This is a genomic window from Halomonas sp. PA16-9 (assembly GCF_009728585.1).
Lineage (GTDB): Bacteria > Pseudomonadota > Gammaproteobacteria > Pseudomonadales > Halomonadaceae > Vreelandella > Vreelandella titanicae.
Genome location: NZ_CP040451.1, coordinates 1,077,452 through 1,100,102, shown reverse-complemented (window position 1 = coordinate 1,100,102; position 22,651 = coordinate 1,077,452). Strand labels below are relative to the sequence as shown.

The window sequence follows — 22,651 nt, the reverse complement described above, 5'->3', positions numbered from 1 at the left end:
ACACCTGTGTATTGAACATAGGGCAAGAGCTTGATAATACCCACGCCCCTTATCGCTCCTTTACGGCCGATGATGGCGACCTGGATTACTACTTCCGCTGGTCTCCACAGCTTCTAGACCTGGTGAAGAGCCAGTTGGCGTTAACCGGTGGGATGGGCATTTCCGCCGCGCTGGTCACTGGGCTATTCCGGGTCAACCATGGCCTATACCGATGCACCCGACGCTCAGGATCAGCTCATCGGCTTTTTGCGAAAGCTGGAGAACGAGGCCATCCCCTGCGACAGCTTTCATCTTTCTTCGGGTTACACTCCATTGAAGATAAGCGTTATGTGTTTCATTGGAATAACGACAAGGTGCCCAATCCAACCACGTTGACGAAAGCCTTTAATGATTCCGGGTGCGATTGATCGCCAACATCAAGCCCTGCTTGTTAAGGAACCACCCGCGCTACGCAGAAGTGGCAAACAATAAATATTTATCCAAGACAGTGAATCTGACACACCGAGCTTTCAGCTTCTGGGACGATGAAGGCTCTCATCCTCGACTTCACCAATCCCGATACTCTCAGTTGGTGGAAAGAAGAACGTCACTCAACAACTGCTGAACCTCGGCATCACTTCCACTTGGAATGATAACAACGAATTTGAAGTGTGGATCATGGCGCTCGCTGCGTTGGCTTTTGGTGAAGAGGTCGAGGTGGGGCTGATACGGCCCTTGCATTCGCTGTTGATGGTTCATGCTTCATGGGAGGCGCAGTCACAACATGCGCCCCAACATCGCCCATACGTGGTGACCGCTCAGGCTGTGCTGGCCTACAACAGTTTGCCCAGACCTGGACGGGAGACAACAAAACCAGTTGGGAGAGCCTGCGTTGGAATATCCGCATGGGGCTGGGCCTGTCGCTTTCGGGAATCTACAACATTGGGCATGATGTCGGTGGGTTTGCTGGCCCCCAACCTGGCCCCGAGCTTTTACTCCGTTGGGTTCAGAACGGCATCTTTCATCCCGGTTCTCCATTCACAGTTGGAACAACGATGGCTCTGTGACCGAGCCTTGGACGCACCCCAGCGTTACCGAAGGCATCCGTGCCGCTATCCAATTCCGTTACCGCTTGTTGCCATATTTTTTATACCTGCCTTTGGCAGGCGGTCAACAAACCATGAACCCATGCTACGGCCCACTTTTCTCGATCACGAGAATGACGCACAGACCTATGCAGACACCGACGATTTCCTTCTAGGTCGAGACCTACTCGTAGCGTCTGTAGTTGAGCAAGGCGCAGATAAGCGGCGCATCTATCTGCCCGACAACCATGCAGGGTGGTGGGACTACTGGACAGGCCAATTGCATGCCCCGGGAACATGGTTTGAGAAGCCGGTTTCATTGGCGGATATGCCGCTGTTTGTTAAGGCTGGATCAATACTGCCGCTTGCTAATGAGGCCATAAAAGCAACGCCGGAGGCGCAAGTTGGCCGAACGTTGGCACTGTTTCCACAGCCTGGATCGTTTTCCTGCACCTCACTGATTTACGATGATGACGGCGAGTCCAAAGATGGCCCGCACTGCATCACCACTCTGCTGCTTACCGGCGATGAGCATAGTTTGGAACTGCAAATCAGCCAGGCTGGGGATATGCCTTTTCCATTTAAACAGCTCAATATAGTGCTACCAGCAGGTGAAAATCGCCCCTTGCACTACGGTGGTCGCGTCATAGAGCATGGCGGGCTAATCACCGTGGGAGAAGCGTCGTGAGCAGCGATAACACATTACTTTGGCGCTTTTGCACGAGCCGCTATCGCTGAAATGGTAAACCAGAAGGCTTTCTATGAATAATTACCTACACACTGATTTCTTGCTGGATACAGAAACAGCACGCCGCCTCTACCATGATGTAGCTGCGGACTTGCCGATTATTGACTACCACAACCATCTTCCGCCCGAGAAAGTGGCTCACAATCGCAGCTGGGACAACCTGGGCGATCTATGGCTGAGCCATGACCATTACAAGTGGCGTGTCATGCGCTGGGCGGGCGTCCCTGAATCTCACATTACCGGCAGCGCAACAGATAAAGAGAAGTTTCTGGCGTTTGCCCAGATTCTGCCTAAGGCAATTGGCAACCCCATGCACCACTGGAGTCACCTAGAACTGTGGCGCTACTTTGGTGATGAAGGCAAGTTGATCAACGGCGATACCGCAGAGGAGATTTGGCAAAGCACGCAAGCAATGCTGAGCCAGCCTGAGTTCCGCGCCCAGGGCTTGCTAAAAAAGATGAAGGTCGAACTCATTGGCACCACCGATGACCCGCTCGACAGCCTTGAGCACCACCAAGCATTTGCTGCCTCGCCACACAAAGGTGGGCTTTCCATGGTGCCTACCTTTCGCCCGGATCGCGCGCTGGCAATCGAAGGCGCAGGTTTCAATAACTACCTTGAAAAACTGGAGACCTGACCGACAACCCATCAGCACCTTCGAGCATCTGGTAAGCGCACTCACGGATCGCCTGGAGTACTTCATTGCCAACGGCTGCCGTGCCGCCGACCACGGTATTGGGCAGCTAGACAGGCCGATGAGCTAAGTGCTAGCCAGCTTGATGCCATTCTGGAAAAAGGCCGCCAAGGCAAAGCCTTAGCGCCAAAGGAAGCAGAGAGCTTCCGTATGGCCGTATTGGTAGCACTTGGCCGTGGGTACGCGCGGGCTGATTTGGTGATGCAACTTCACATAGGGCCACTGCGTAATAACAGTACGCAAATATTCACGGCGGCTGGTAGCGACTCAGGTGCTGATTCCATTCAAGATAAGCCCATCGCCGAGCCGTTAAACAAATTGCTGGATCGCATGGATAGCACCAATGAGCTGCCGCGCACCATTCTTTATGCGCTGGATCCCAGTAAAAACCCCATCATCGTCACCACGGCGGGTAACTTCCAAAGTGGTGGTATAGCAGGCAAGGTACAGGGGGGACTGCATGGTGGTTCAATGACCAACTTGACGGCATGGAAAACCAGATGAACCATCTGGCGCAAATGGGCCTGTTGTCTACCTTCACCGGCATGCTAACGGACAGTCGCTCCTTCTTGTCCTTTCCTCGGCATGAATACTTCCGAAGGTTGCTTTGCCGTATCGTCGGCCGTTGGGTTTCTGAGGGGCTGGCACCGAATGATCACAAGCTGCTTGATGAGATCATTGCGGATATCTGTTACCACAACGCCCGCCGCTGGTTCATTGAATGATACATGATGATTTAGTAGTGCGATTAGCCAGCAGCGTTAGGGGGCGCTTGCGCCTCCAAGGCTTCAACAAGCGACTCGGCGAAACGGAGGGCTGAGGGGAACCCTCCCCATGGCCAATAATTTCTGTTGATACTTAACGATGTATCATCCAACCAATGTTGCCAAAGCCCCGATGTCGGCAATGTTGAAGTTGAGTCTTGCTCTTGCGTATAAAACGGATGAAGAACAACCTTCTGGCCTTCTAATCTAAACGCTTCCGGGATTGATAATGTACTAAACCCCCAGCCGTTAGTGGAACCTTGCCAGGCATTCTCCAATCCGAGTCTCGTCAAGACCGCATCTTCTAGGCTTCCAGGCCCATAGACCCGGACATGGCGACCATCCCGAATTTCAACGATCAACAAAGGCTCTGCAGGCCTCTCAATCTTTGCGGCTATGTCTGACAGACTAACTTCAACAGTATCGATAAATATTTGGGCTTGTTGTTCGTCATCTATCACTTTTCCTATTTCTCTTGTTAGATGCTCCAGGCTCGGCCATACGTTAAATTCACTCCAAAGCAGCTGTATCTTTGCCACACGGGCAATACTTAACAACTTGTTCTCTATATTCAAATGTGCTGGCGGCGATATCAAAATAGCATTAGGTTCAAATAGTGACAGATACTCAAAATTAGGCTGAAACTGAGACCAAGGTCATGGGTTTCTGGAAGCAATTTTTCTTGGTATAGCTGTCTATATTGGGCTAAGCCACCCAGCGCGATTGGAGGGTGTTGCAAAGCATCGAGAGTGTCCGCCATCGCATAGTCAAAAGTGACAATATTATGTCGACTATCGGCTTTCACAGGTATTACAAAAAATAGCACAAGCCAGATCGACAACATAAGTCGAATAATAATATTTATGTATTTTATCACTACAAAACCACCTTTATTTACTCTAAAAATATTATAAATAAAAATCTTTAACGAAACTCCTCTAAACACCACATTATTTAAAATAAAGTTATATGAAAAAATAAAACGAGGTACCTTTCATTAAAAAAGGCACCCACGCGTACTATTTTAATTAGCCCACTATTTGTTGCCCTAACACATTGATAGAATGCAGGGAACCTACCAATGATAGCTTACAGTGGCTGTCACATTGCGCTCTTCGCCAAAGTGACAAATCCTGAAACTAGAGCAAGAGGACGCGTACTCTTTATCAAGAAGATTGTTGGCATTGACCTGTAAGTTCATGCCATTAAGGTCGCTTGACAGCATGCTTAGATCGTATTCCAACATCGCATCGACCAGAGTATAGCCACTTACTTGGAACGTATTGGCCTCATCGCCCCAGGTAGAGTCGTTGTAGCGGACACCTGCGCCAATCCCCAGGCCGTTTAAGGCACCATTAGTGAACTCATATTTTCCCCAGGCCGAGGCCATATGACGGGGTACGGCATAGGGCGTATTGCCTTGTGTCTCATTATTGGTTTCAACGTACTCCATATCGGTATACGTATAGTTGGCTAGCAACGAAAGCTGCTCAGTGGGACGTAATGTGGCAGAGAGTTCTAAGCCGCGTGAACGCACTTTGCCGATAGATTCATAGAACGACGTGTTAGGAATGGCTTCAGAAACATTCTCTTGTTCAAGATGATATACAGCAGCTGTGTATTGATCATTGCTGCCGGGCGGTTGATACTTGATCCCTGTCTCGTACTGAGAGGCCTCACTGGGATCTAATGTGTTGCCGGAGGGATCAGTCCTTGTGGCAGATGCCGCCTTAAATGATTCCGAATAACTGACGTAAGGGGAAATACCATTATCAAAGGCATACAGTAAGCTGGCACGACTAGTGAATTTCTCATTGTCGCTTTCAGAAGACATACCTAAGTTGGTATAGGCGGTACTGGTGTCAGCCCAATCCTGACGCCCTGACAGGTTTAAACGCCAGCGATTGAAGCTGATCTGATCCTGCAAGTAAACCCAGTTTGCTCCACCTTGTTGATGAAGTTAGTGGGCGTTGAGTATGTGATTTGTGTGTTTCCATACTGTGGGTTGAAAGCATCCAGGGGAGACGCCGCCCCGAACTGCCATTCTCCTGAGTTGCGTTGGTACTGATAGTCCAGACCCACTAGCAACGTATGTTCCAGAGACCCAGTCGTAACATCCCCTGTAGCTGATTATCCACATGATAGGCGTGCATGGATTCATCGGCTCGCGCTGCGCGCCGATCTAGAAGATTACTATCGCCTACGTAACTACTGGAATAAATGGAGTCATAATCAATACCCGAAGAGGTGAAGCGGAGATTCTGTCGAGCTTGCCACTGATCGTTGAACTGATGTTCTAGTTGGTAACCTATTAGTCGTTGATAACGCTCGAACCCATTGACGTCTGGCTCGCCATCAAAAAAGTTATTATCGATCCGTCTACCATTATAATCTCGCACCGTACCGTCGGCTGGTGTCCAACCATAGTAACCACGATTTGGCTCGTGCTGCAGATAGGCCATTACAGTCAATGATGTCGCATCGGTTGGCAAAAACGTCAAAGAGGGGGCAATAGTATAGCGTTCGTTCTCTACATGATCGAACTGGCTGTCTGAACTGCTAGCTAATCCCACTAGTCGATACGCAACTTGTTGGCTTTTCCCTATGGGGCCGCTGAAGTCAAATCGTGCCGTACGTTTATTATGAGTGCCCGTTTCTAATTGGAGCCCATAGCTTGGCGTGAACAGAGGTTGTTTACTGGTCAACCCGACGAGGCCGCCAGGATAGCTTTGCCCATATAAAACGGATGTTGGCCCCTTGAAAACATCAATCCGCTCAAGAAAGTAAGGATCAATTTGCAGTGAATTATAGCCGGAAACATCGCTGGCCATTTTGAGGCCGTCAAAATAGACGTTGTCGATACTACCTACGCCACCAAAGCCGCGCATATTAATAAAATCAACACGATCTCCAATGCCGTTGCGGGTACCAGTGAACACCCCAGGTATATAACGTAGTGCTTGCTGCACCGACTTTGCGCTTTGATCTTCGATCTGCTCACGCGTGACCACAGACACAGATTGCGCTGTCTCCATCAGCGGGGAGTCGGTCTTTGTGGCAGCGGCACTTCGTGAGGCAATATACCCTTCCACAGGGCCCCAAGCCGATTCATGTGTCCTATCAGCTTGCACCTGCATCGTCGTCAACGCCACATCCGCCACCCGCTCTTCCACCCGATAACTACCATCACCCTGCCGGGCTGCCGTTAAACCCGTTCCATCCAATAGCCGCTCCAGCCCTTCATCGACTCGATACTGGCCTTGCAGGCCGGGGCTTTGGCGCCCTTTCCCCAGCTCGCCAGCGCGCTGATAAAAACTCCCGCTTCGGCGCGAAGCGGTTGATGACGCTGCTTACCGGGCCGCTGGCAATGTCATAGTCGCGCGCTTGCTGCTGGGTGACTTGAGCTATGGCGGGCTGCGATAGCAGCGGCACGGTCAATAGCCGGCGGAGGCAAAATGAACCGCCAGCGCCAAGGCGCGGCGGTTGAGCCTCGGTTGGTGCTTGGCAGTAAGCGGTTGAAGTGCAGTGCGCTGTTGGAGCATGTCGGTTCCCCTTGCAGATACGTTTTAAGTGCTTATAAAGGGGAATCGAACCAGCGCGAAAAAGGGGAACCAGAAAAACCAATTTGCTCTTTTTTATTCCTCGCTGGAGCTTGCTTTGCCTGCCTCGATTTTGATCCACCAGGGCATTACCCGGCGTACCTTCACCGGCAGCGTGGTCTCTACCATGTTCAGGGTGCGCTCTAGGTCATCGAGCGGGAAAGCGCCGAGCAGCGTGAGATCCGCCACCGCCGGGTCGACCTCAAGGCGGCCACGGTGATGGCGGCTAAGCGCCGCGGCGAAATTCTTAAGCGACATGTTCTCGGCCAGCAGAATGCCGTTGGCCCAGGCTTCCCTGCGGCTTTCGGCGGGGGTGAGTTCACCGATGCGGTCAGCGGTGTAGCGGGCTGCTGACCGGCATTGACCACCTGTCGCTGACCCGCATGCTGAGCATCGCCCAGGGTCTGGATAGCCACGGCGCCGTCAAAACACCGCCAGCAGTTCGCCTGAGGGCTGTTCACCCACGCTAAAACGCGTGCCCAAGGGCGTGAGTCGCGCACTGCGGGTATCCAGGTAAAACGGTCTTTCGGTGTCTTTGCCGGTCTCTATCAGTATCTCGCCGGTCACCAACGCCAAACGGCGCTGCTCTTGGTCGTAATCGACATTCAGCGCCGAGGCGCTGCTCAGCCAAACCTGAGTGCCATCCTCCAGCACGATGTGAGTGATTTCGCCGGTGGCGGTGTGATAATCAGCGCCCCACTGCTGTACTAGTCGTGGCAGTGGTGTGCTTTGCCAGAGCGCTGCGGTGAGTACAGAGACCAGCGCAAGGCTTGCCAGACCACCCAAAAGGTGGCGACGCCCTCGCCGCCGTTGGCGCGCTAGGTTAATCACGCTGTCAGCGGTTTGGCGTTCATCTTCGCCTAGATGCTCGGTGAAGCGGCGGCTACGCCTTCCACTTGATGCCAAGCCCAGCGATGGATGTCGTTAGCATCCCGCCATGCCTGCCAGCGTTGACGCTCTGTTGCCGACAACCCCCGCTTGCCACTCAGCAAACCATTCGGCGGCCTCCGCCAACGCACGACGCTTGGCGGCTTCATCGGCGTTAGCCGCAGAAACCATTTAGAGGCCCGCCTCGAAGCCTGCTTCGATCAACGCGCACTGCAGCATGGCCTGGGCCATATATTTTTTGACCATGCGTTCGGAAACCCCACTCCTCAGCAATCTGACGGTAGGGTTTACCGTGTAGCTGGGAGGCCAAAAAGGCGCTAGCGACTTTCTCGGGTAGCCGCGCCAGCATGCGGTCGATTTCGCACAGCGTTTCGATGACGATCTGCTGGTGTTCGGCGGAGGGCAAATGCGCCTCGGCGCTGGCCGCCAGGGCTTGCTGCCAGGCGCGCTCGATATCCTGGCGGCGCCAATGATCCACGCACAACCCTTTGGCCATACGGCTGAGATAGGCTCGGGCACCTTCGAAACTATCCAGGTGGCGGGGCGTTTTCATCAATCGCACAAACGCATCCTGCGCCAGATCCGCCGCCGACTCACTGCACCCCAACCGCTGGCTGAGCAACTGCTGCAACCAAGGCTGATGGTGGTGATACAGCTCACCGAGGGAGTCTCGACAGCCGGTATGGTAAGCCGCAGGCTCGGCTGATCGGGGTGCCGCCCATATAAAAAGTGCCCCACTTCTACGAAAATGATTCTTATTCTTTTTCAATTCACAAGCAGTGTCAATGCACAGTGCTCAACGAACCTTTCCACTTTTTGATATGACACCCTGCAAAACCCTACCCCCCAACAGCGCCATCACTGTCACCGCCGCCATGCCTAGCGCCAGCGCCGTAAACATAGCCGGGTAGCCCAGCCGGTCTAGCAAAATACCAGCGAGCACAGGCACAGCCAAACGCGACAGGGTGAACAGACTGGCCTGTAGACCGTAATCCAGCGCCTGATACCCTGACCGGGCGAAGTGCATCATCAGGCCGAACATTACGCCCGAAAGCGCGCCCATGGCACAAGCCAACAGTCCTGCGCCCACCAGCCACAGGGCATGCCCTGCAGCCATGTAACCCACTCCCCCCAGAGTCGCCAGGGCCAGCGTTGCCAAAGCGGCTAACAGCGGCAGGGCTCGGCCAAGCCCAATACTCCGTGCCAGGCGTTGCCCCGCCAGACTCGCCAGGGCGCCCGCTATGCCACCACCAACCCCCCACCAGGCGACTTGCTCCGCTGGCATCCCCAGGTCGAGCAACAGCGGTTTTAGATAGACCCAACCAGCGCCAACGAAGGGAAAGAGTAACATCAGCAGGGAGACCCAAAGGCCTGCGGCTGGCTGACGGACAAAGCCCATTGCCCCCTTATGGCTCACAGGTTGAACCGCTTCCGCTGCCGAGACATACCATTGCCTGCCGGTCTCTGGCGGTAACGATATCCAGCGTAATAGGATTCCTCCCACGGCCAATAGCAACGCCATCAGTACGAAGGGCACTGCTCCCCCTGCACGCTCGTGCACGACCAGCAATAGGCCACCGCCCACCACCGCAGCCAGAAACAGCGCCGCCGAACGAATTCCCCCGGCGCGTAGTCGCTCTTCGGCGGGCAGGCAGCGAATCGCCAGCGCGTTCACGGGCACATCAGCCCAAGTCGCCAACCAACTGATCAGCAGCACCCAGGCATAGAAACGCGGCGGCTGCGCTAGTGGGAAGTCGTACGCTAACCCTAGCAACGCCAAGCCCAACAGCAATCCGAGCAGACCAGCCCAGGCACGATAGCCTCCGCCCCCCAGGCGGCAGCGCTCAACGGGAACCGCCATCACCAGTTTGAGCACCGCTGGCAGGCCCGCCAGTTGCAGTAGGCCAATCTGGGTACCGCTCCAGCCCTGCTCGCGCAGTACCAGCGGCATTCCCAACAGCAGATAGATGCTGGGCAGCGCCAGAGCAAAGTGGAGCCAGCCAAATGCCAGTTGCCGGGCGGTCAGGCCGCGCATCATTTCGTCCTCCTGCGCGCCACCAGAGCCGTGGCAGGCGCCATGGGAAGCGCAATCGGCTGCGCTTCACACACCTCGAAACCCTGCGCCAGCAGTGCCTGACGCAGATCACCGGCCTGAGTCACCCGGCGCCCCTGCCACAGCAGCGGCAGGTAATAGGACAGCATGCGGCGGGCCGCCTCGGGTTCTTCGGGAATTTCAGCGTGCACGCAGATCAACTCGCCGCCGGGCTTTAGTGCGGCATGCAATTTGGCTAGGCTGGCCGAAAGCTCGGGCACAAAATGCAGTACCGAAGAGCACCAGATCAGGTCGTACCCTGTGCCAATGTCATCCCTCACCAGATCGCCACCCCGAGCCTCAAGACGCGATGCCAGGCCGGCTTCGGCAATATGTTGCGCCGCCACATCGGCGGCTTCGGGCAGTTCAAAGACCACGCCGTGCATATGTGGAAACGCCTTCGCCAGGGCGACGGCGACCAGCCCCGGGCCACCGCCTAGATCCAGCAGCCGCCAAGCTGCTTTAGGCATCCTCCGCTGTGCCACCAATTCACAGGCGGCAGGTGCCGTTACCGCCGCCTGCTCGCGTGCCAGATGGCCGCGCGCTGCCACGGCCCAGCGCTCACCGTTGGCCAGCGGTGCTGGCCGGCTTTGTCCGCGCAAGCCATCGGCTAGCCCGGCACCGAAATCGCGCAGGGAAGCAAGTCGAAAGCGCCAAGCATCACCACAGTCTAACGCTGAGGAAGACGCCAGATAGCGCCGCGCCACCTCGCTGCTGGTGTAGTGCCACTCACCCGCGGCATCGCGGCTTCGGTCGAGCAGTTGCATGCTCCATAACAGCGTCAGCCAGTGGCGCGTGGCTTCGGGCTGCCATGCATGCATTTGTGCCAGTGCCTCAGGGGTGCAGGGTGACGCTAGCGTCTCAAATAGATCCTCTGCTAAGGCAAGCTGTAGGGCCTCGGCCTGTACAGCGGCCAGCGATAGATCCCAATAGGGCTGCAGCGCATGGGGAAGCGCATCCGCGGGCCGGCTCATAACGATACCCCCACACGCAAGCCAATCTCACGGGGTGGGCTATACTCCCGCATCGTGCCGTTGAGCAGGCCCACCGCATCGTATTGTCGGTCAGTGGCGTTGTTCACATAGACCCCCAGTTGCCATGGCCCTTGTTGATAGCCGCCAGCCAGATCGAGCAGGGCATGACCGGGGCGGCTAAAGCGGTTGGCCGCATCCAGGTAGGTCTTACTCATGCCACTCAGGTTGGCCTGGGCATACCAGCCCTGGGGTGAGTCGTAGCGCAGCCCCAACCGACCACTGATATCGGGCGCAAAGGGGTTGTGGTGGCCGGCGTGGTCACCGCTCAGGTCGTTGAACTCGCGAAACCGGGTACGATTGAGCGCCAGGCCCGCCTGGAGCGTCCAATGTCCGCCCAGCAGGTAGTCAATATCCAGTTCTACGCCCTGGGAACGCGCCGCGGCAGCATTGGTGATTTGCACACTACCGGGCTGAATAACTTGCTGGACTTGCATGTCGTCAATGGTCATCCAGTAGCTGGCTAGCCCATAGCGCAACCGTTGCGAAAGCGCTGTTCCCTTGATACCCAGCTCGTAGGAAGCCACCTGTTCAGGTTCGTAGCCGGGATAGTCACTCTGAGCAGAGAAGGCGTTGAAACCACCGGCGCGAAACCCTTCGGCATAACGGGCATACAACCAGTCGTCGTCGCCCCATCGGTACTGCAGAGCCAACTGCGAGGTAACATCACCCCAGCGCTCGCTGCGCTGGACGGCTCCCCGGGGCGTCAACGCCACCCGGCTCTGCTCTAAGCGCAGGCCTGGTGTTAGGCGCCAACGCTCGCCCAGCGGCAACGTCCACTGCCCGAACAGCGCGAGGTTCTCAGCCTCCAGCGTCGCCTCACTGCGCTGGGTGCCCATCGGGTTGCGTTGCTCGAACTGCAGTTGATGATCATCACGGTCACCGTACAGGCCCAGCACCCAACTGCTCCGCCCTTCATCGCCCTGGCGCTCCAAGCGAAGCTCCTGAGACAAGGTGGTCAAACGCTGGTCGCGCCCGACAGCAAAGCGCTGAGCTGGCGTTAAATCGGTATCCTGGGTGACGCGATCACGGATCTCCCGCCGCGCCGTGATGGATCGCAGGGTCAAATCAGGCGCTAAGGCATGACGCGCATCCAGGGAAATATCCCGCCCGCTGGAACGGTTACTGCCGGGACTGGGGGAGTCAATGCGACGCGTATCGTGACCGTTTGACCCGACAGGCCCCCAGGGAGCCGCACCGTCGCGGTAGTGTAACTGCCCATAGCGCAGGGTAACGTCCGTCTCCGCTGTCGGCATCCAGAGCAGACGTAGCCGACCGTTCTTGCGCTCGCGGTCATCTGCCTCACCCGCGCGCGCCAGGTTATCCACGAAACCATCCTGCTGGCGCCACTCCCCACTGCCCCCCAAATAGAGCTGCTCGGGCACGAGTGCCTGAGCGGCATCGAGGCGTAGCGCGTTCAGGTCGCGGCTACCCAACGTCGTCGCCAGTTCGGCATAAGGGCCTGCATCCGGCTGACGAGTATGCAGGCTGACCACGCCTGCCTCGGCGTTGCGACCATAGAGCGTCGACTGGGGCCCGCGCAGCACCTCAACCCGTTCCACGCCCTGCAGGTTGTGATCGAACCCCTGGCCGGCCACGACTGGCACCCCATCCACCAGCATGAGTACTGATGAGGAGAAAGCGGTAGCACCTGAGGTTAGCCCCCGCATTACCGGCAGCGCGGTACCCGACTGGCCAAAGGGCTGAAAACTCAACCCAGGTGCGTAGCGCGCCAAGTCGCCAATATTGGCAGCACCGGCATCCGCCAGCGTCTCGCCGGATATTACCGCTAAGCTCGCCGGTACCTCTTGCTCAGTCTGCGCGACCTTGTTAGCCGTTACCTTCACCACGGGTAGTGCTTCCCCTTGAGCGATGCTGCCCACGCCGCATCCCCCCAGCAGAAGCACCACCACTGCCTTTCTTTTCAACCCATTGCTCTGCATCGCCCACCCCCTTAGCGCTGTTTCTGGCTCCCGACTAGCGCGGGAACATTCAAGGGAGTAGGCTAGCTATAAACGATAGCAATTATCATACTCATTCATATGCAAACCAATTCACTTCTTATGCGTAGCGATGCATCACGCCCCATTGGCGACTCTCTGCAAGGTTCTCAATGCTGCGTGCTGGATGATGGCCTCTCGGTAGTGTTAACCCGCTACCGTGCTAAACAAGCGCTCGTCGAAGAGAGCCGCACACCCCATACGGGCGCAGGCGTGATTGTGACCTTTGGTCTACAAGGCCACTCTGATTACCGAGAGCGCTGGGGGCCGCGCATCGATTTCGGTCACGGTCACACCACGGTAACCACCTTTGACCACAGCCAGGGGGAGCGCCATATACCGGAAGGGGAAACAGTGCTTCAGTTACGCCTTGTCGCCAGTACTGGCTGGCTAGCGCGCTACCTGGGCGAGCGATATCAAGCAGCACTCCCTGCCTCTGGGGGTATTCGACCGCTGGCTTTTCAGCCTACGTCGCCGGTCAGCCGGGCACATCTGCAGGCGCTCCAGGTATGCCTCCAAACAGGCAGCGCTCGGCTCCAGCAACACATTCACGCCTTGAGCTTATTGGGGGAACAACTCGAGACGCTGCTGCCGGAACCCAGCCCTACACGGAACATCGCCAGCGCAGACGCAGCGAGCGCATCGTCCAGGCCCGTGAGATACTTCTCAGCGAACTGGATCGCCCCTTGACCCTGGCCTATCTGGGAGCACGGGTGGGATTAGGAGAGCAGAAGCTTAAGCAGGGATTTCGTTGCATGTTTGGCACGACGCCTCAGCACTTTCTTCATCAACAGCGCATGCGCCGCGCCCATACGCTGCTGGAGAGCGGTCAACAGGCCGCTCAAGCCGCCTACGCCACGGGCTATCGGCACCCAAGTAACTTCAGCGCTGCCTTCACGCGCTTCTTCGGTTATGCCCCTAAAGCCATCAAACAGCGCAAAAGTTGATAACAAGTATTGCGAGTACTGATGCAGCTGTCCGAGCGAGTTCCGGCGGAACTGCACACTGTCGCGCGACACACTACAATAAATAAAAGCCAGTTAGGCATAAGCCGGTACGATAGATGATTAAAAGCATCAAGCATAAGGGACTAAAACTGCTTTTTGAAAAAGGCAGCACCAAGGGCGTCCGTGCCGATCATGTCGACCGTCTCCGTGATCGCCTGACCGTACTGGACGCAGCCACAAGTCTCGACGATATAGCGGCTGGCAACTGGGATCTTCACCCTCTAACTGGAAAACTGGAAAACTGGAAAACTGGAAAACTGGAAAACTGGAAAACTGGACGGCCAGTATGCCATCAAGGTGTCGGGTAACTGGCGACTGTTCATCGAGTTCCGAGACGGTAATGTTTACCTGCTGGACTATTTACCTTCTGAACCATGACGATTATCACTGATGGGAGAAGAAACAATGGCCATGTGTAACCCCTCACATCCGGGTCGCATTATCCGGCAACGTCTGATTGAGGATGAAGACGGCCACAAGATTGGCAGCGTGGCATCGGTCGCTGAACAGCTCGGCTGCCACCGTAACACCCTGAACCGGGTAATTAATGGCAGCGCCTCCGTCACACCTGAAATGGCACTGGCTCTGGAAAAATTGGGCGCCGGAAGCGCCGAGTTCTGGCTATCCATGCAAACCAATTATGACCTATTTCAGCTTCGCCATAACCAGGGCGCAGCTTAGCTAAGCGATATCACTCACTATAACTAATTATTCTAAGCGACTCACATCAATGACTACCCACCCGGGCCACCGCATCGCGGCTGGCGGCTTCTCGCTGTTCGCCGGTGAGCTCTACCAACTGCCCCTGGCGCATTTCCAGCAGCCGATCGGCCTGGTCGAAGTAGTGGTCGTCGTGGCTGATCACCACCAGCGTCTTGCCCAGCGCTCGCAACTGCGGCAAGAGCTCACGGTAAAAGACCCGGCGGAACTGGGGGTCTTGGTCGGCGGCCCACTCGTCTAGCAGCAATAGGTCGCGCTGTTCAGCGACCGCTAATAGCATCGCCAAGCGCTTGCGCTGGCCCTGGGAGAGGTTGACGTTGGTGATGCGATCGCCGTCGAAGTCAAGCTTGCTATGCATGCCCAGCGCGGCAAGCCACTCCTCCACCAGCGCCGGGTCGGGTGACTCGCCCGCTGGGCCCATCAAACGATCAAACAGGTGCAGATCGGTGTAAATGGCCGAGAAGTGCTGGCGATAGCGTGTCCAGTCTTCTTCCCGCAGCGGCCTGCCATCGACCCGTACACAGCCACTTTGGGGCTGGTAAAGCCCGGTTAGCAGCCTCGCCAAAGTCGATTTGCCACTGCCGTTTCCGCCGATCAGAAACACCACCTCGCCACGCTTCAAGGTCAGGTCGATAGGGCCGATGGCAAAGCCTGATCGAGATTCCTCATCCGGCTAGCGATAGCTGACCTGCTCCAGGGTTAGCTCTTGCCAGTCGTGGCGCAGCGCAGAGTGGCCGAACGCCTCGCGGTGCTCGGTCAGGTCTAAACTGCTGATTTTTTCAAACGCTACTCGTGCGTTAATCAGCGTCGGAAAGGCGCCAATGGCCTGCATCAACGGCGCACGCAAAAACAGCAGTGTGAGTGAGAAGGTCGTGGCTACCTGCACCGATGCCCAGCCCAGGCCGTTGGCCAAAAAGAACGCCACACCTATGGCCCCCAGCATCATGATGTTGAACCAGTTCACTGCGCTGAGATGGTAGGTATCACCAAGAATAAAATGGCGTCGGCAATCCTTTGCGTTAGGCGTATAAACATCGCGATACAGCCATTCGGCGCGGTCACGGTTGAGCGCCAGCTCCTTGCGCCCCTCGATCACCGATTGGTAATCCGCGTAGAGACGATCCTGTATTTCGCGCAGTTTGGCCATATGCCCATAGACCCGCGCCACCAAACGCATGCCAATCAACACCGTCACGATCACCCAGAACGCGGTGACGCCCAGCATGGCAGGCGAAAGCCACGCCAAGTAGAGCGTAGCGCCTATCGTCAGCACCCCACCCTGCACCAGCTCCGGCAAGCGTATAAAAGCAACGGTCACTGAACTCACGTCGCTGGACAAGCTCGCCAGCAAACGCGCACTGCCAATCTGCTCGGTGCGTTCGATATCGGTATCCAGAATTCGCTTGATCAACTGCCCACGCAGCCGGTAAACGAAATGGTGACCCAGCGTGGTCAGCGCCAACTGTGATGCAAGGGTAATGACCAGCAGCAGCGCTATCAGCCCCAGGAATTCGGGCAGGATACGCCAGGGGTCAGTGAAGGTACCCAGCAGCCGTTGATTGATAAAGGCAATGACACCAATGCCCAAGCCAGCGCTTGTCAGGCTAAGCAGTACTACGGCCACAAACGGCCAACGATAATCACGCCATACGATTCTGAACAGTTCCATTAACTTTGACTCCTTGCAAGAGTTGAACGCTAAAGGAAGCGCTGCGGCGTGCCGTACTACCCTAACGGCGTTTCTTGGCCGGTTTATTTTCGGGTTTTAGCGGGCATCCACCGCACAGCGGCTCACCGGGTAGCCGGTATTTGATACAGCATAGCCGTCGCACACGAGCAGGCGTTTCACCGCCCAGCTCCAGATAACGCACCGGCTGATAGAGCGGATTACGACGCCCATCGGGAAGCGTCTTGGTGGCGAGATAATCCAGCAGCGGCTCACCCGCCCCTGTAAAGGTTGGATGCCGCGAGCAGGTCTTGCCCACGAACTCCACGTAGTGACCAAGATTGCTCCAGAACACCTTGGCAGAAAGCCCAGAGACAGCGGCCAACGCCTCGATCAGTGGGGCACAGTGGTCATCGAATAGACTGCTGAAGCGTGCCTGGAGCGCTTTAGAGGCCAGCGGCACACCACCATGCGGCAACCAGATACGAGCCGTCTGGCCGTGATCACCAAACGCCAGTCTCAGTTCATCCCCACCCACCGGCAGGTCGTAGCCCAATAGCAGGTTGGCCACCAGCGTCGGGATCGAGACGCTGCTGAAATGAAATTTCGACCATATCGAAGCGACGGCCAGAAAATCGGCATCGTCACCGTGGTATCGCCGGTAACGCGTCAGCTGGGCGTTAAGCACCTCATGGTTCAGCAGCTCAGAGGCCGCTAGCGTCGGCACATCAGGCTGACCAAAACAGGGAGCCTTGGCGTTATCCAGCGGCGGCTGGCGGTAAAGCGCCAACAGCGCCTCCGCTGGATCCACCGTTGCTAAAAGCTCCCTCGTTTTGATCGCCACGTTACTCATAGCCGCCGCAGCCCCCACATAAAGTAAGCGCCGCCAATCAGGGAGGCGACCAAGCCCGCTGGTATCTCATAGGGGAAAATAATCTGGCGCCCCACCCAGTCAGCCAGCACCATCAATAACATGCCGATCAACGCTGCTCCCAGCAGATGCTGACCCGCCCGGGAGAAGCCGACCAAGCGCGCCATATGCGGCGCCAGCAGGCCAATAAACGAAAGCGGCCCCACCACCAGGGTGGCGCAGGCGGTTAACAAGGCCACCAACAGCAGCAACGCCAAACGGGCTCGATTGAGGGTTACCCCAAGCGCCTTGGCCGTCGGCGCGCCTAAGGGCAAGATATCCAACCAGCGGGTGAAGGGCAGCGTGATCAGCGCCAATACAGCGGCAATGCCCCCAACCACCACCGCATTGGTGATATCCACGTAGTAGGTGGAGCCCGCCAGCCAGGCAATCACCTGCTGGCCACGAGGGTCGCCGCCCGCCAGCATCACGCTGCGCACTGCATCAAACAGCGCGCTGACCGCCACCCCGGTGAGCAGTAAACGCTCGGGGAGATAACCGCTCTTGCGGTTGATACCCACCAACACCAGCAGCGTCGCGAAAGCACCCAGGGTACCCACGCCAATCAGCATCATATTGGTGGGCGCAGGCAGCAGGAAAATCCCCAAAATCAGCGCAATGGCACAGCCACCACTGATACCCAGTACTTCGGGGCTGGCCATGGGGTTGGCGGAAAGGCGCTGGAGAATAGTCCCGGCAATCGCCAGCATTAACCCGCTGGCGGCTGCCGCCATCACCCGGGGCATGCGCCACTGCATGACATTCCAGTTATTGGGCGCCAGCCAGTACCAGCCATCTACACCCTGGCCAAACAGCAAGCCGAGAACCGTTGCCCCCAGTAACGCGAGGATTAAACCAGTGGCTAAACGTGAAGGCGCTGGGTGACGACGGGCGAAAATCCCCGCCCCTTTCGGCGGCTGGTCGCCCTGCAGTTTCAGGCGCGGAATCAGCCACATTAACAGCGGTGCCCCCAGGGCACCGGTAATCGCCCCGGTAGGAATAAAAGCTGCCACCATGCCACCGAACTGCTGCAGCAGCAGATCCGTGGTAGCCAGCAGCACGGCCCCTAATAGCGTCGACCAGATTAGCCGCGGCCCTAAGCGGCGCGCACCGGCCATGCGCACGATATTCGGCGCTGCCAAGCCGATAAAACCGATGATGCCCACCACGCTGACAATGCTGCCGGTAATAAATACTGCCAACCCCATCCCCGCAAAGCGTAGATAGGTCAGCGAGACTCCCAGGCTCTTGGCACTGGCATCGTCCAGCTCCAGCACCGCCAAGGGCCGTAGCAAAAACCACGCGGCCACGCAGCTAATCGCTAGCCGAGGCCAGAGGATTGTAACGCCGTCCCAACCGTTTTGCGCCAGCGAGCCCGCCCCCCAGATCAGCAGCCCGGAGAGCGCCTCGTGGTTGAACAGCAGCAGCGCCGTAGACAGCGCCCCCAAGTACAGATTGACTACTAGGCCCGCCAGCACCACCACGATCGGCGCCAGCCCGCGCCGCCAGGAGAGCAGAAACACTAATCCAACCGCTAGCGCACCGCCCAATAAGGCGACCCATTCGCGCCCGGCGACAAGCAGCCCCGGCGCCAGCAAGGTGGCGGTCATCAACGCCAGGTTAGCGCCCGATGCCACCCCTAGGGTGGTGGGCGAAGCCAACGGGTTGCGCAGCACCTGCTGCATAAGCACGCCTGCCAACCCCAGGCCGCCCCCGGCGAGCAGGGCGATAGAGAGGCGCGGCCACCAAGCGTAGTAAAGCAGCAGCTCGTCAACGTTCTCAAAAGAAGGGGCCACTAATGCCTGCAGGCCCAGCGCGAAACCGCCTTGGCCCTCTAGGCCCACCCAAAACAGCACCACCATGGGCAGGCTAAGTAATAGGCAGGCTTTAGCAGGCGACATTCCCCCCATTCTTTGGGTAAATTGCGCAGCGCCTAGCATAGCGAGCACCCTTTTGTGATAACCGGACAGTTCGCCAAAAGAGACGTGATAGGCAGCAGCGTCATTTTCTTAGCCTTACTATTTATGCAAACGAGTTTATGGAAATTAGCGATTGAATAACTAACAACGATTCTAAATGATAATAATTAGCACTACAATTGACTCCTTATATATAAAGGAGGCATCACTATGGCAGCCAAACCGAGCTACCAGCTTTTCGATATCACCCTAGCCCGGCGTACCCAAGTCAGCGCCTCATTAGTCAGGTTCACCTTTACTGGCCCGGAAGTCAGCCAAATGGCGACCTACGCACCGGATCAGCGCGTCAAGCTATTCTTTCCCGAAGGCGGTGGCAGTCTCGACCCGCTGTTTGAAATTGCCAAGCTGGAAGAACACGACTGGTACGGCGCCTACCGCGCACTGCCGGATGCCCAAAGGCCCTCAGCGCGCACCTACACTATTCGCGCCCTCCGCCCGGAGCAGGCTGAGGTGGACGTTGAATTTGTACTCCACGGCGACAATGGCCCCGCATCGCGCTGGGCAATGCACGCCCGCCCGGGTGACCGGCTAGCCATGACAGCCCCCGACGCTAACGCGGAAGGCCCAAAGTTGGGCTACGAGTGGAAGCCGCCCCAAGGCGTACGCCGTATTCTGATCATCGCCGATGAAACCGCCCTCCCCGCTGCCGCCGGCATTCTGGAAACCCTTGATGACCTACCGCTCAAACCCAAGGTCGAAGCGCTATTCGAAGTGCCTCGTGGCGACGACGTTCAGCCTCTGCCCCAGGCCACCAAACTGCGCTGGCTGGCCCGCGACGCTGAGCCCGCCTGCCAACACGGTGAGCTGCTAATGAGAGCGCTACGTGATATCGATTTACATAGGGAAATTCAAGCGCTAGGCGGCACGCCTACTAACGTCACTACCAGAGCCACGACCAACGACGAAAGCGACGATGAGGACGGCCCTCTCTGGGAACCCGCCACCCTGGATGACAGTGCGCCCTTCTACGCCTGGATCGCCGCTGAAACCAAGGTCGCCATGAAGCTGCGTCGCTATTTGGTCAACGAGTGCGGGCTACCCAAGCAGTACGTCACCAGCATGGGCTACTGGCGCCAGGGCAAGGCCAATGGTTAAAGGAACGGCAAACAACACGGCGTTAAACAGTGATATCACAAGCAAGCAAGCTCAAACGCCTATTGGCTGGCGAGACAGCCCCAACTGCTATGGGCGGGTCAGCCGTGTACTGCACTGGTTGACCGCCGCGCTGGTCACGCTGCAATTTTCCGTGTTGTTGGCCTGGAGAGGAATGGGCGAAAACGCTATCACGCTGTTCTTGGCGAGCATCGGGCCTCACGGCTCATTAGGATTTATGATTCTGATCGTGACGCTGGCTCGCCTTGGCTGGGCATGGATAAATCGCAAACAACGCCCGCCCCACACGCCAGGGCTAGGTGGGCGCTTGACGCGCTTTGTCCATATCACCTTTTATGGGCTACTAATGTGGTTGCCCGCTTTCGCTATTTTGCGCCAGTACGGCCGCGGCGGGGCGCTACTCTTTTATGGCATGGAGCTGCTGCCCGAAGCGGAACGCGAGATCACCTGGATGGTCGCCCCCGCCGAGCTCCTTCACGGCCCGCTCTCGTGGCTGCTATGTGGATTAGTCATCGGCCACATCATGATGGCGCTGACTCACCGCTTCTGGCTTAAAGACCGAGTACTGGCGCGTATGGTGGGGTCAAGTGGCCGATGAGGGTTCCGCTAGCGGCTCTTCGGCAGTCTCAGACTCAGCAGTCAACAGCTTGCCACTCTCTAGCCGCACCAATCGATCTGCGAGGTGGAAATAGCGGTCATCGTGGGTGATGACCAGCACCGCTTTGCCCATGCGTTTTAGCTCGGGCAACACCTCGCAGTAAAACACCTCTTTGAATAACGGATCCTGATCCGCCGCCCACTCGTCAAACACCAAGAAGGGCCGATCCTCAAGGTAGGCAACCACCAGCGCCAGACGCTTACGCTGGCCCTGGGAGAGTGCTTGGGTGGTGAACGCACCGTTTTCAACCCGCACTTTGTGCTGCAGGTGCAACTTGGCCAGCAGGCGATCACCCTCCTCGTCCAGGTCATCACGTGGTGCCTCTAACAGGCGCTCAAAGAGATGGAAGTCTGAGAACACCACCGAGAAGAGCTGCCGGTAGGCATCCCAGCCATCCGCTTCGACCCGCTCTCCATTGAGCAATACCTCGCCACCTTCCGGCGGGTAAAGCCCCACCACTACTTTGGCCAGCGTGGTCTTACCGCTACCGTTGCCCCCCACCAGAAACACCACTTCCCCCGGCGTAAAGCTCAGATTAATCGGCCCCAACTCAAAGAAGTCATCGCTCTGCTCGTGGTAGTACTGATGGGTGACGTCGTGCAACTCAAGACGCTGCAAAGCAGGCACCTGAGGTGACGCCTGCCTCTCCTGCCCCTGGGGCATCTCTCGTGTAATGTCATCAATTCGACTAGCAGCTACCCGCGCCATATTGATCCGCGGGATATTGATCAGCAAGCCTTCAAGGGGCGTCACCATAAACACAAACACCAGCGCAAAACCGGTCATTACCTGGGTTTGGTTAGGCCCATCGCCCGCCAATACAAACAATACCAGACCGATAAAGGCGTACATCAGGAACTGCCCCCAACTGGTCGAGATCACGAACAGCGACATGCCATAAGTACGCAGCCGCCGCACGCCTTCAACCGACTCCCCCAATATCTGATCCATAAAGACCCGGCTCTTGCGTTGGTGTAGCCGCAACTCTTTTGCACCATCGGTCAGCGCGCGGAAATGTCCAAACAGGCGATCCTGCTCTGACGAGGCATCCTGGAGGTAGTGAATAGCGCGTAAGTGCACAAGGTGATAGCCGACAGCGCCCAGCCCAATCACCCCCAGTGCAAATAAAAACACCTGCCATGAGAGCATTGCCAGGTAGCCCAAGCACCCCACCACGATGACCGTATTGGTCAAAATCACCGGCAAGCTAACGAACAGTACCGCCACGTTGTTGCTGTGCTCGGTGAGCGCCGACTGGATCCGTGCACTGCCCACACGCTCGAACCGAGCAAAGGGGGTCTCGGCCACGCACTGGGCGACAAAACTGCGCAACTCGGCCAGAGCACGCTGCCCCAACCGCTCAAACAGCGCCGTCGACACCATCCGACAGACCATTAGGGCCACGGCGATCCCCGCGAAAGCCCAGGCCGTATTGGCACGACTGGCGGCATCGCTGTTTAACGCCGCATTGATTTGGGCAATCAGCAGCACGCTGAAAAGCCCCGAGAGAATACTGGCCAGCGCAGCAGCGGTCATCAACCCGCGGGTTCGACGAATCAGATAGGGAAGCACATTCACCTCATTGGAAAGCAATTAGAAAAAGCGACTGGAAAGCAGTACCTACCCATACAGACGAACCACCGCTGCAAAAAGTTAAACACCTTTCTTGTAAACATACCTCATTCTCATTCGTCTTTAGATAAAGAAGTCAGTACGCC

The 22,651-nt window shown here is 57.0% G+C and carries 24 protein-coding genes and 3 pseudogenes; 12 read left to right on the top strand and 15 right to left on the bottom strand.

The features are described from left to right. Positions 1 to 11 precede the first annotated feature (11 nt). From FDY98_RS29345 to FDY98_RS27005, 6 genes and pseudogenes are all read left to right on the top strand, one after another. Entirely contained in the window at positions 12 to 407 is a 396-nt protein-coding gene (locus tag FDY98_RS29345) for a hypothetical protein (RefSeq protein ID WP_442907945.1), read from the top strand. Between the two features lie 336 nt (positions 408 to 743). Continuing rightward, positions 744 to 1,240, top strand: a pseudogene (locus tag FDY98_RS29340) (TIM-barrel domain-containing protein). Then, positions 1,168 to 1,752, top strand: a complete 585-nt coding sequence (locus tag FDY98_RS27020) for a DUF5110 domain-containing protein (protein WP_340146747.1) — start codon at positions 1,168 to 1,170, stop codon at positions 1,750 to 1,752. The pseudogene FDY98_RS29340 and the gene FDY98_RS27020 overlap by 73 nt, the downstream one beginning before the upstream one ends. Before the next feature lie 73 nt (positions 1,753 to 1,825). After that, entirely contained in the window at positions 1,826 to 2,449 is a 624-nt protein-coding gene (locus FDY98_RS27015; protein ID WP_340146746.1) for a glucuronate isomerase, read from the top strand. Beyond that, positions 2,355 to 2,576 carry a glucuronate isomerase gene (locus FDY98_RS27010; protein ID WP_340146745.1) on the top strand — a complete coding sequence of 74 codons (222 nt, stop codon included), beginning with the start codon at positions 2,355 to 2,357 and terminating at the stop codon, positions 2,574 to 2,576. Before FDY98_RS27015 ends, FDY98_RS27010 begins: the two co-directional genes overlap by 95 nt. Next, positions 2,525 to 3,231: pseudogene (locus tag FDY98_RS27005) on the top strand (glucuronate isomerase). The gene FDY98_RS27010 and the pseudogene FDY98_RS27005 overlap by 52 nt, the downstream one beginning before the upstream one ends. 23 nt (positions 3,232 to 3,254) lie before the next feature. Here FDY98_RS27005 and FDY98_RS04980 read toward each other — a convergent pair. The 11 genes from FDY98_RS04980 to FDY98_RS04945 all read right to left on the bottom strand — a co-directional run bounded on the left by FDY98_RS04980 (position 3,255) and on the right by FDY98_RS04945 (position 12,823). Then, the gene (locus FDY98_RS04980) at positions 3,255 to 3,827 is read right to left on the bottom strand and encodes a hypothetical protein (protein WP_155705703.1); all 573 of its coding nucleotides are present in this window, start codon (positions 3,825 to 3,827) and stop codon (positions 3,255 to 3,257) included. A 518-nt stretch (positions 3,828 to 4,345) separates the two neighbouring features. Next, positions 4,346 to 5,197: a TonB-dependent siderophore receptor gene (locus FDY98_RS04975; protein ID WP_155705702.1), complete on the bottom strand. Its 852-nt coding sequence runs from the start codon at positions 5,195 to 5,197 to the stop codon at positions 4,346 to 4,348. Between the two features lie 154 nt (positions 5,198 to 5,351). Further along, positions 5,352 to 6,494 carry a TonB-dependent siderophore receptor gene (locus FDY98_RS04970; protein ID WP_155705701.1) on the bottom strand — a complete coding sequence of 381 codons (1,143 nt, stop codon included), beginning with the start codon at positions 6,492 to 6,494 and terminating at the stop codon, positions 5,352 to 5,354. Between the two features lie 411 nt (positions 6,495 to 6,905). Further along, on the bottom strand, positions 6,906 to 7,127 hold the full coding sequence (locus FDY98_RS26995; protein ID WP_340146743.1) for a hypothetical protein: 222 nt from the start codon (positions 7,125 to 7,127) through the stop codon (positions 6,906 to 6,908). Between the two features lie 165 nt (positions 7,128 to 7,292). Then, entirely contained in the window at positions 7,293 to 7,775 is a 483-nt protein-coding gene (locus FDY98_RS26990; protein WP_340146742.1) for a FecR family protein, read from the bottom strand. After that, a complete protein-coding gene (locus FDY98_RS26985; protein ID WP_340146850.1) occupies positions 7,730 to 7,840 on the bottom strand; it encodes a DUF4880 domain-containing protein in 111 nt (36 codons plus the stop codon). The genes FDY98_RS26990 and FDY98_RS26985 overlap by 46 nt, the downstream gene beginning before the upstream one ends. Beyond that, positions 7,794 to 7,928: a hypothetical protein gene (locus tag FDY98_RS26980; protein WP_340146907.1), complete on the bottom strand. Its 135-nt coding sequence runs from the start codon at positions 7,926 to 7,928 to the stop codon at positions 7,794 to 7,796. The genes FDY98_RS26985 and FDY98_RS26980 overlap by 47 nt, the downstream gene beginning before the upstream one ends. Further along, entirely contained in the window at positions 7,912 to 8,388 is a 477-nt protein-coding gene (locus FDY98_RS04960) for a sigma-70 family RNA polymerase sigma factor (RefSeq protein WP_340146741.1), read from the bottom strand. The genes FDY98_RS26980 and FDY98_RS04960 overlap by 17 nt, the downstream gene beginning before the upstream one ends. A gap of 165 nt (positions 8,389 to 8,553) precedes the next feature. Then, positions 8,554 to 9,795: an MFS transporter gene (locus tag FDY98_RS04955; RefSeq protein ID WP_155705700.1), complete on the bottom strand. Its 1,242-nt coding sequence runs from the start codon at positions 9,793 to 9,795 to the stop codon at positions 8,554 to 8,556. Continuing rightward, positions 9,792 to 10,823: a methyltransferase gene (locus FDY98_RS04950; protein WP_027959969.1), complete on the bottom strand. Its 1,032-nt coding sequence runs from the start codon at positions 10,821 to 10,823 to the stop codon at positions 9,792 to 9,794. Before FDY98_RS04950 ends, FDY98_RS04955 begins: the two co-directional genes overlap by 4 nt. Next, a complete protein-coding gene (locus tag FDY98_RS04945; protein ID WP_027959970.1) occupies positions 10,820 to 12,823 on the bottom strand; it encodes a TonB-dependent receptor in 2,004 nt (667 codons plus the stop codon). The genes FDY98_RS04950 and FDY98_RS04945 overlap by 4 nt, the downstream gene beginning before the upstream one ends. A 120-nt stretch (positions 12,824 to 12,943) precedes the next feature. Here FDY98_RS04945 and FDY98_RS26000 point away from each other — a divergent pair, with 120 nt between their 5' ends. The 4 genes from FDY98_RS26000 to FDY98_RS04930 all read left to right on the top strand — a co-directional run bounded on the left by FDY98_RS26000 (position 12,944) and on the right by FDY98_RS04930 (position 14,568). Next, a complete protein-coding gene (locus FDY98_RS26000; protein WP_196518148.1) occupies positions 12,944 to 13,570 on the top strand; it encodes a hypothetical protein in 627 nt (208 codons plus the stop codon). Beyond that, entirely contained in the window at positions 13,567 to 13,827 is a 261-nt protein-coding gene (locus FDY98_RS25995) for a helix-turn-helix domain-containing protein (protein WP_196518146.1), read from the top strand. Before FDY98_RS26000 ends, FDY98_RS25995 begins: the two co-directional genes overlap by 4 nt. A 116-nt stretch (positions 13,828 to 13,943) precedes the next feature. Continuing rightward, positions 13,944 to 14,195 carry a type II toxin-antitoxin system RelE/ParE family toxin gene (locus tag FDY98_RS04935; protein WP_051430568.1) on the top strand — a complete coding sequence of 84 codons (252 nt, stop codon included), beginning with the start codon at positions 13,944 to 13,946 and terminating at the stop codon, positions 14,193 to 14,195. An 82-nt stretch (positions 14,196 to 14,277) separates the two neighbouring features. Continuing rightward, positions 14,278 to 14,568 carry a HigA family addiction module antitoxin gene (locus FDY98_RS04930; protein WP_196518145.1) on the top strand — a complete coding sequence of 97 codons (291 nt, stop codon included), beginning with the start codon at positions 14,278 to 14,280 and terminating at the stop codon, positions 14,566 to 14,568. 46 nt (positions 14,569 to 14,614) lie between these two features. Here the strand turns inward: FDY98_RS04930 and FDY98_RS04925 are convergent. The 3 genes and pseudogenes from FDY98_RS04925 to fhuB all read right to left on the bottom strand — a co-directional run bounded on the left by FDY98_RS04925 (position 14,615) and on the right by fhuB (position 19,123). Beyond that, positions 14,615 to 16,276: pseudogene (locus FDY98_RS04925) on the bottom strand (multidrug ABC transporter permease/ATP-binding protein). 61 nt (positions 16,277 to 16,337) lie between these two features. Beyond that, on the bottom strand, positions 16,338 to 17,126 hold the full coding sequence (gene fhuF / locus FDY98_RS04920; RefSeq protein WP_027959973.1) for a siderophore-iron reductase FhuF: 789 nt from the start codon (positions 17,124 to 17,126) through the stop codon (positions 16,338 to 16,340). Beyond that, positions 17,123 to 19,123, bottom strand: coding sequence for a Fe(3+)-hydroxamate ABC transporter permease FhuB (gene fhuB, locus FDY98_RS04915; RefSeq protein ID WP_027959974.1), 2,001 nt, complete (start codon positions 19,121 to 19,123; stop codon positions 17,123 to 17,125). Before fhuB ends, fhuF begins: the two co-directional genes overlap by 4 nt. Before the next feature lie 189 nt (positions 19,124 to 19,312). Between fhuB and FDY98_RS04910 the strand changes: the two genes are divergently transcribed. Both FDY98_RS04910 and FDY98_RS04905 read left to right on the top strand, forming a co-directional pair. Further along, positions 19,313 to 20,257, top strand: coding sequence for a siderophore-interacting protein (locus FDY98_RS04910; RefSeq protein ID WP_035538606.1), 945 nt, complete (start codon positions 19,313 to 19,315; stop codon positions 20,255 to 20,257). Then, positions 20,250 to 20,873 (top strand): cytochrome b, encoded by a 624-nt coding sequence (locus FDY98_RS04905; RefSeq protein ID WP_027959976.1) that lies wholly within the window; start codon positions 20,250 to 20,252, stop codon positions 20,871 to 20,873. Before FDY98_RS04910 ends, FDY98_RS04905 begins: the two co-directional genes overlap by 8 nt. On the opposite strand, the gene FDY98_RS04900 is transcribed toward FDY98_RS04905, so the two are convergent. Further along, positions 20,859 to 22,505, bottom strand: coding sequence for a cyclic peptide export ABC transporter (locus FDY98_RS04900; protein ID WP_027959977.1), 1,647 nt, complete (start codon positions 22,503 to 22,505; stop codon positions 20,859 to 20,861). The genes FDY98_RS04905 and FDY98_RS04900 overlap by 15 nt on opposite strands. Between the last annotated feature and the right edge of the window lie 146 nt (positions 22,506 to 22,651).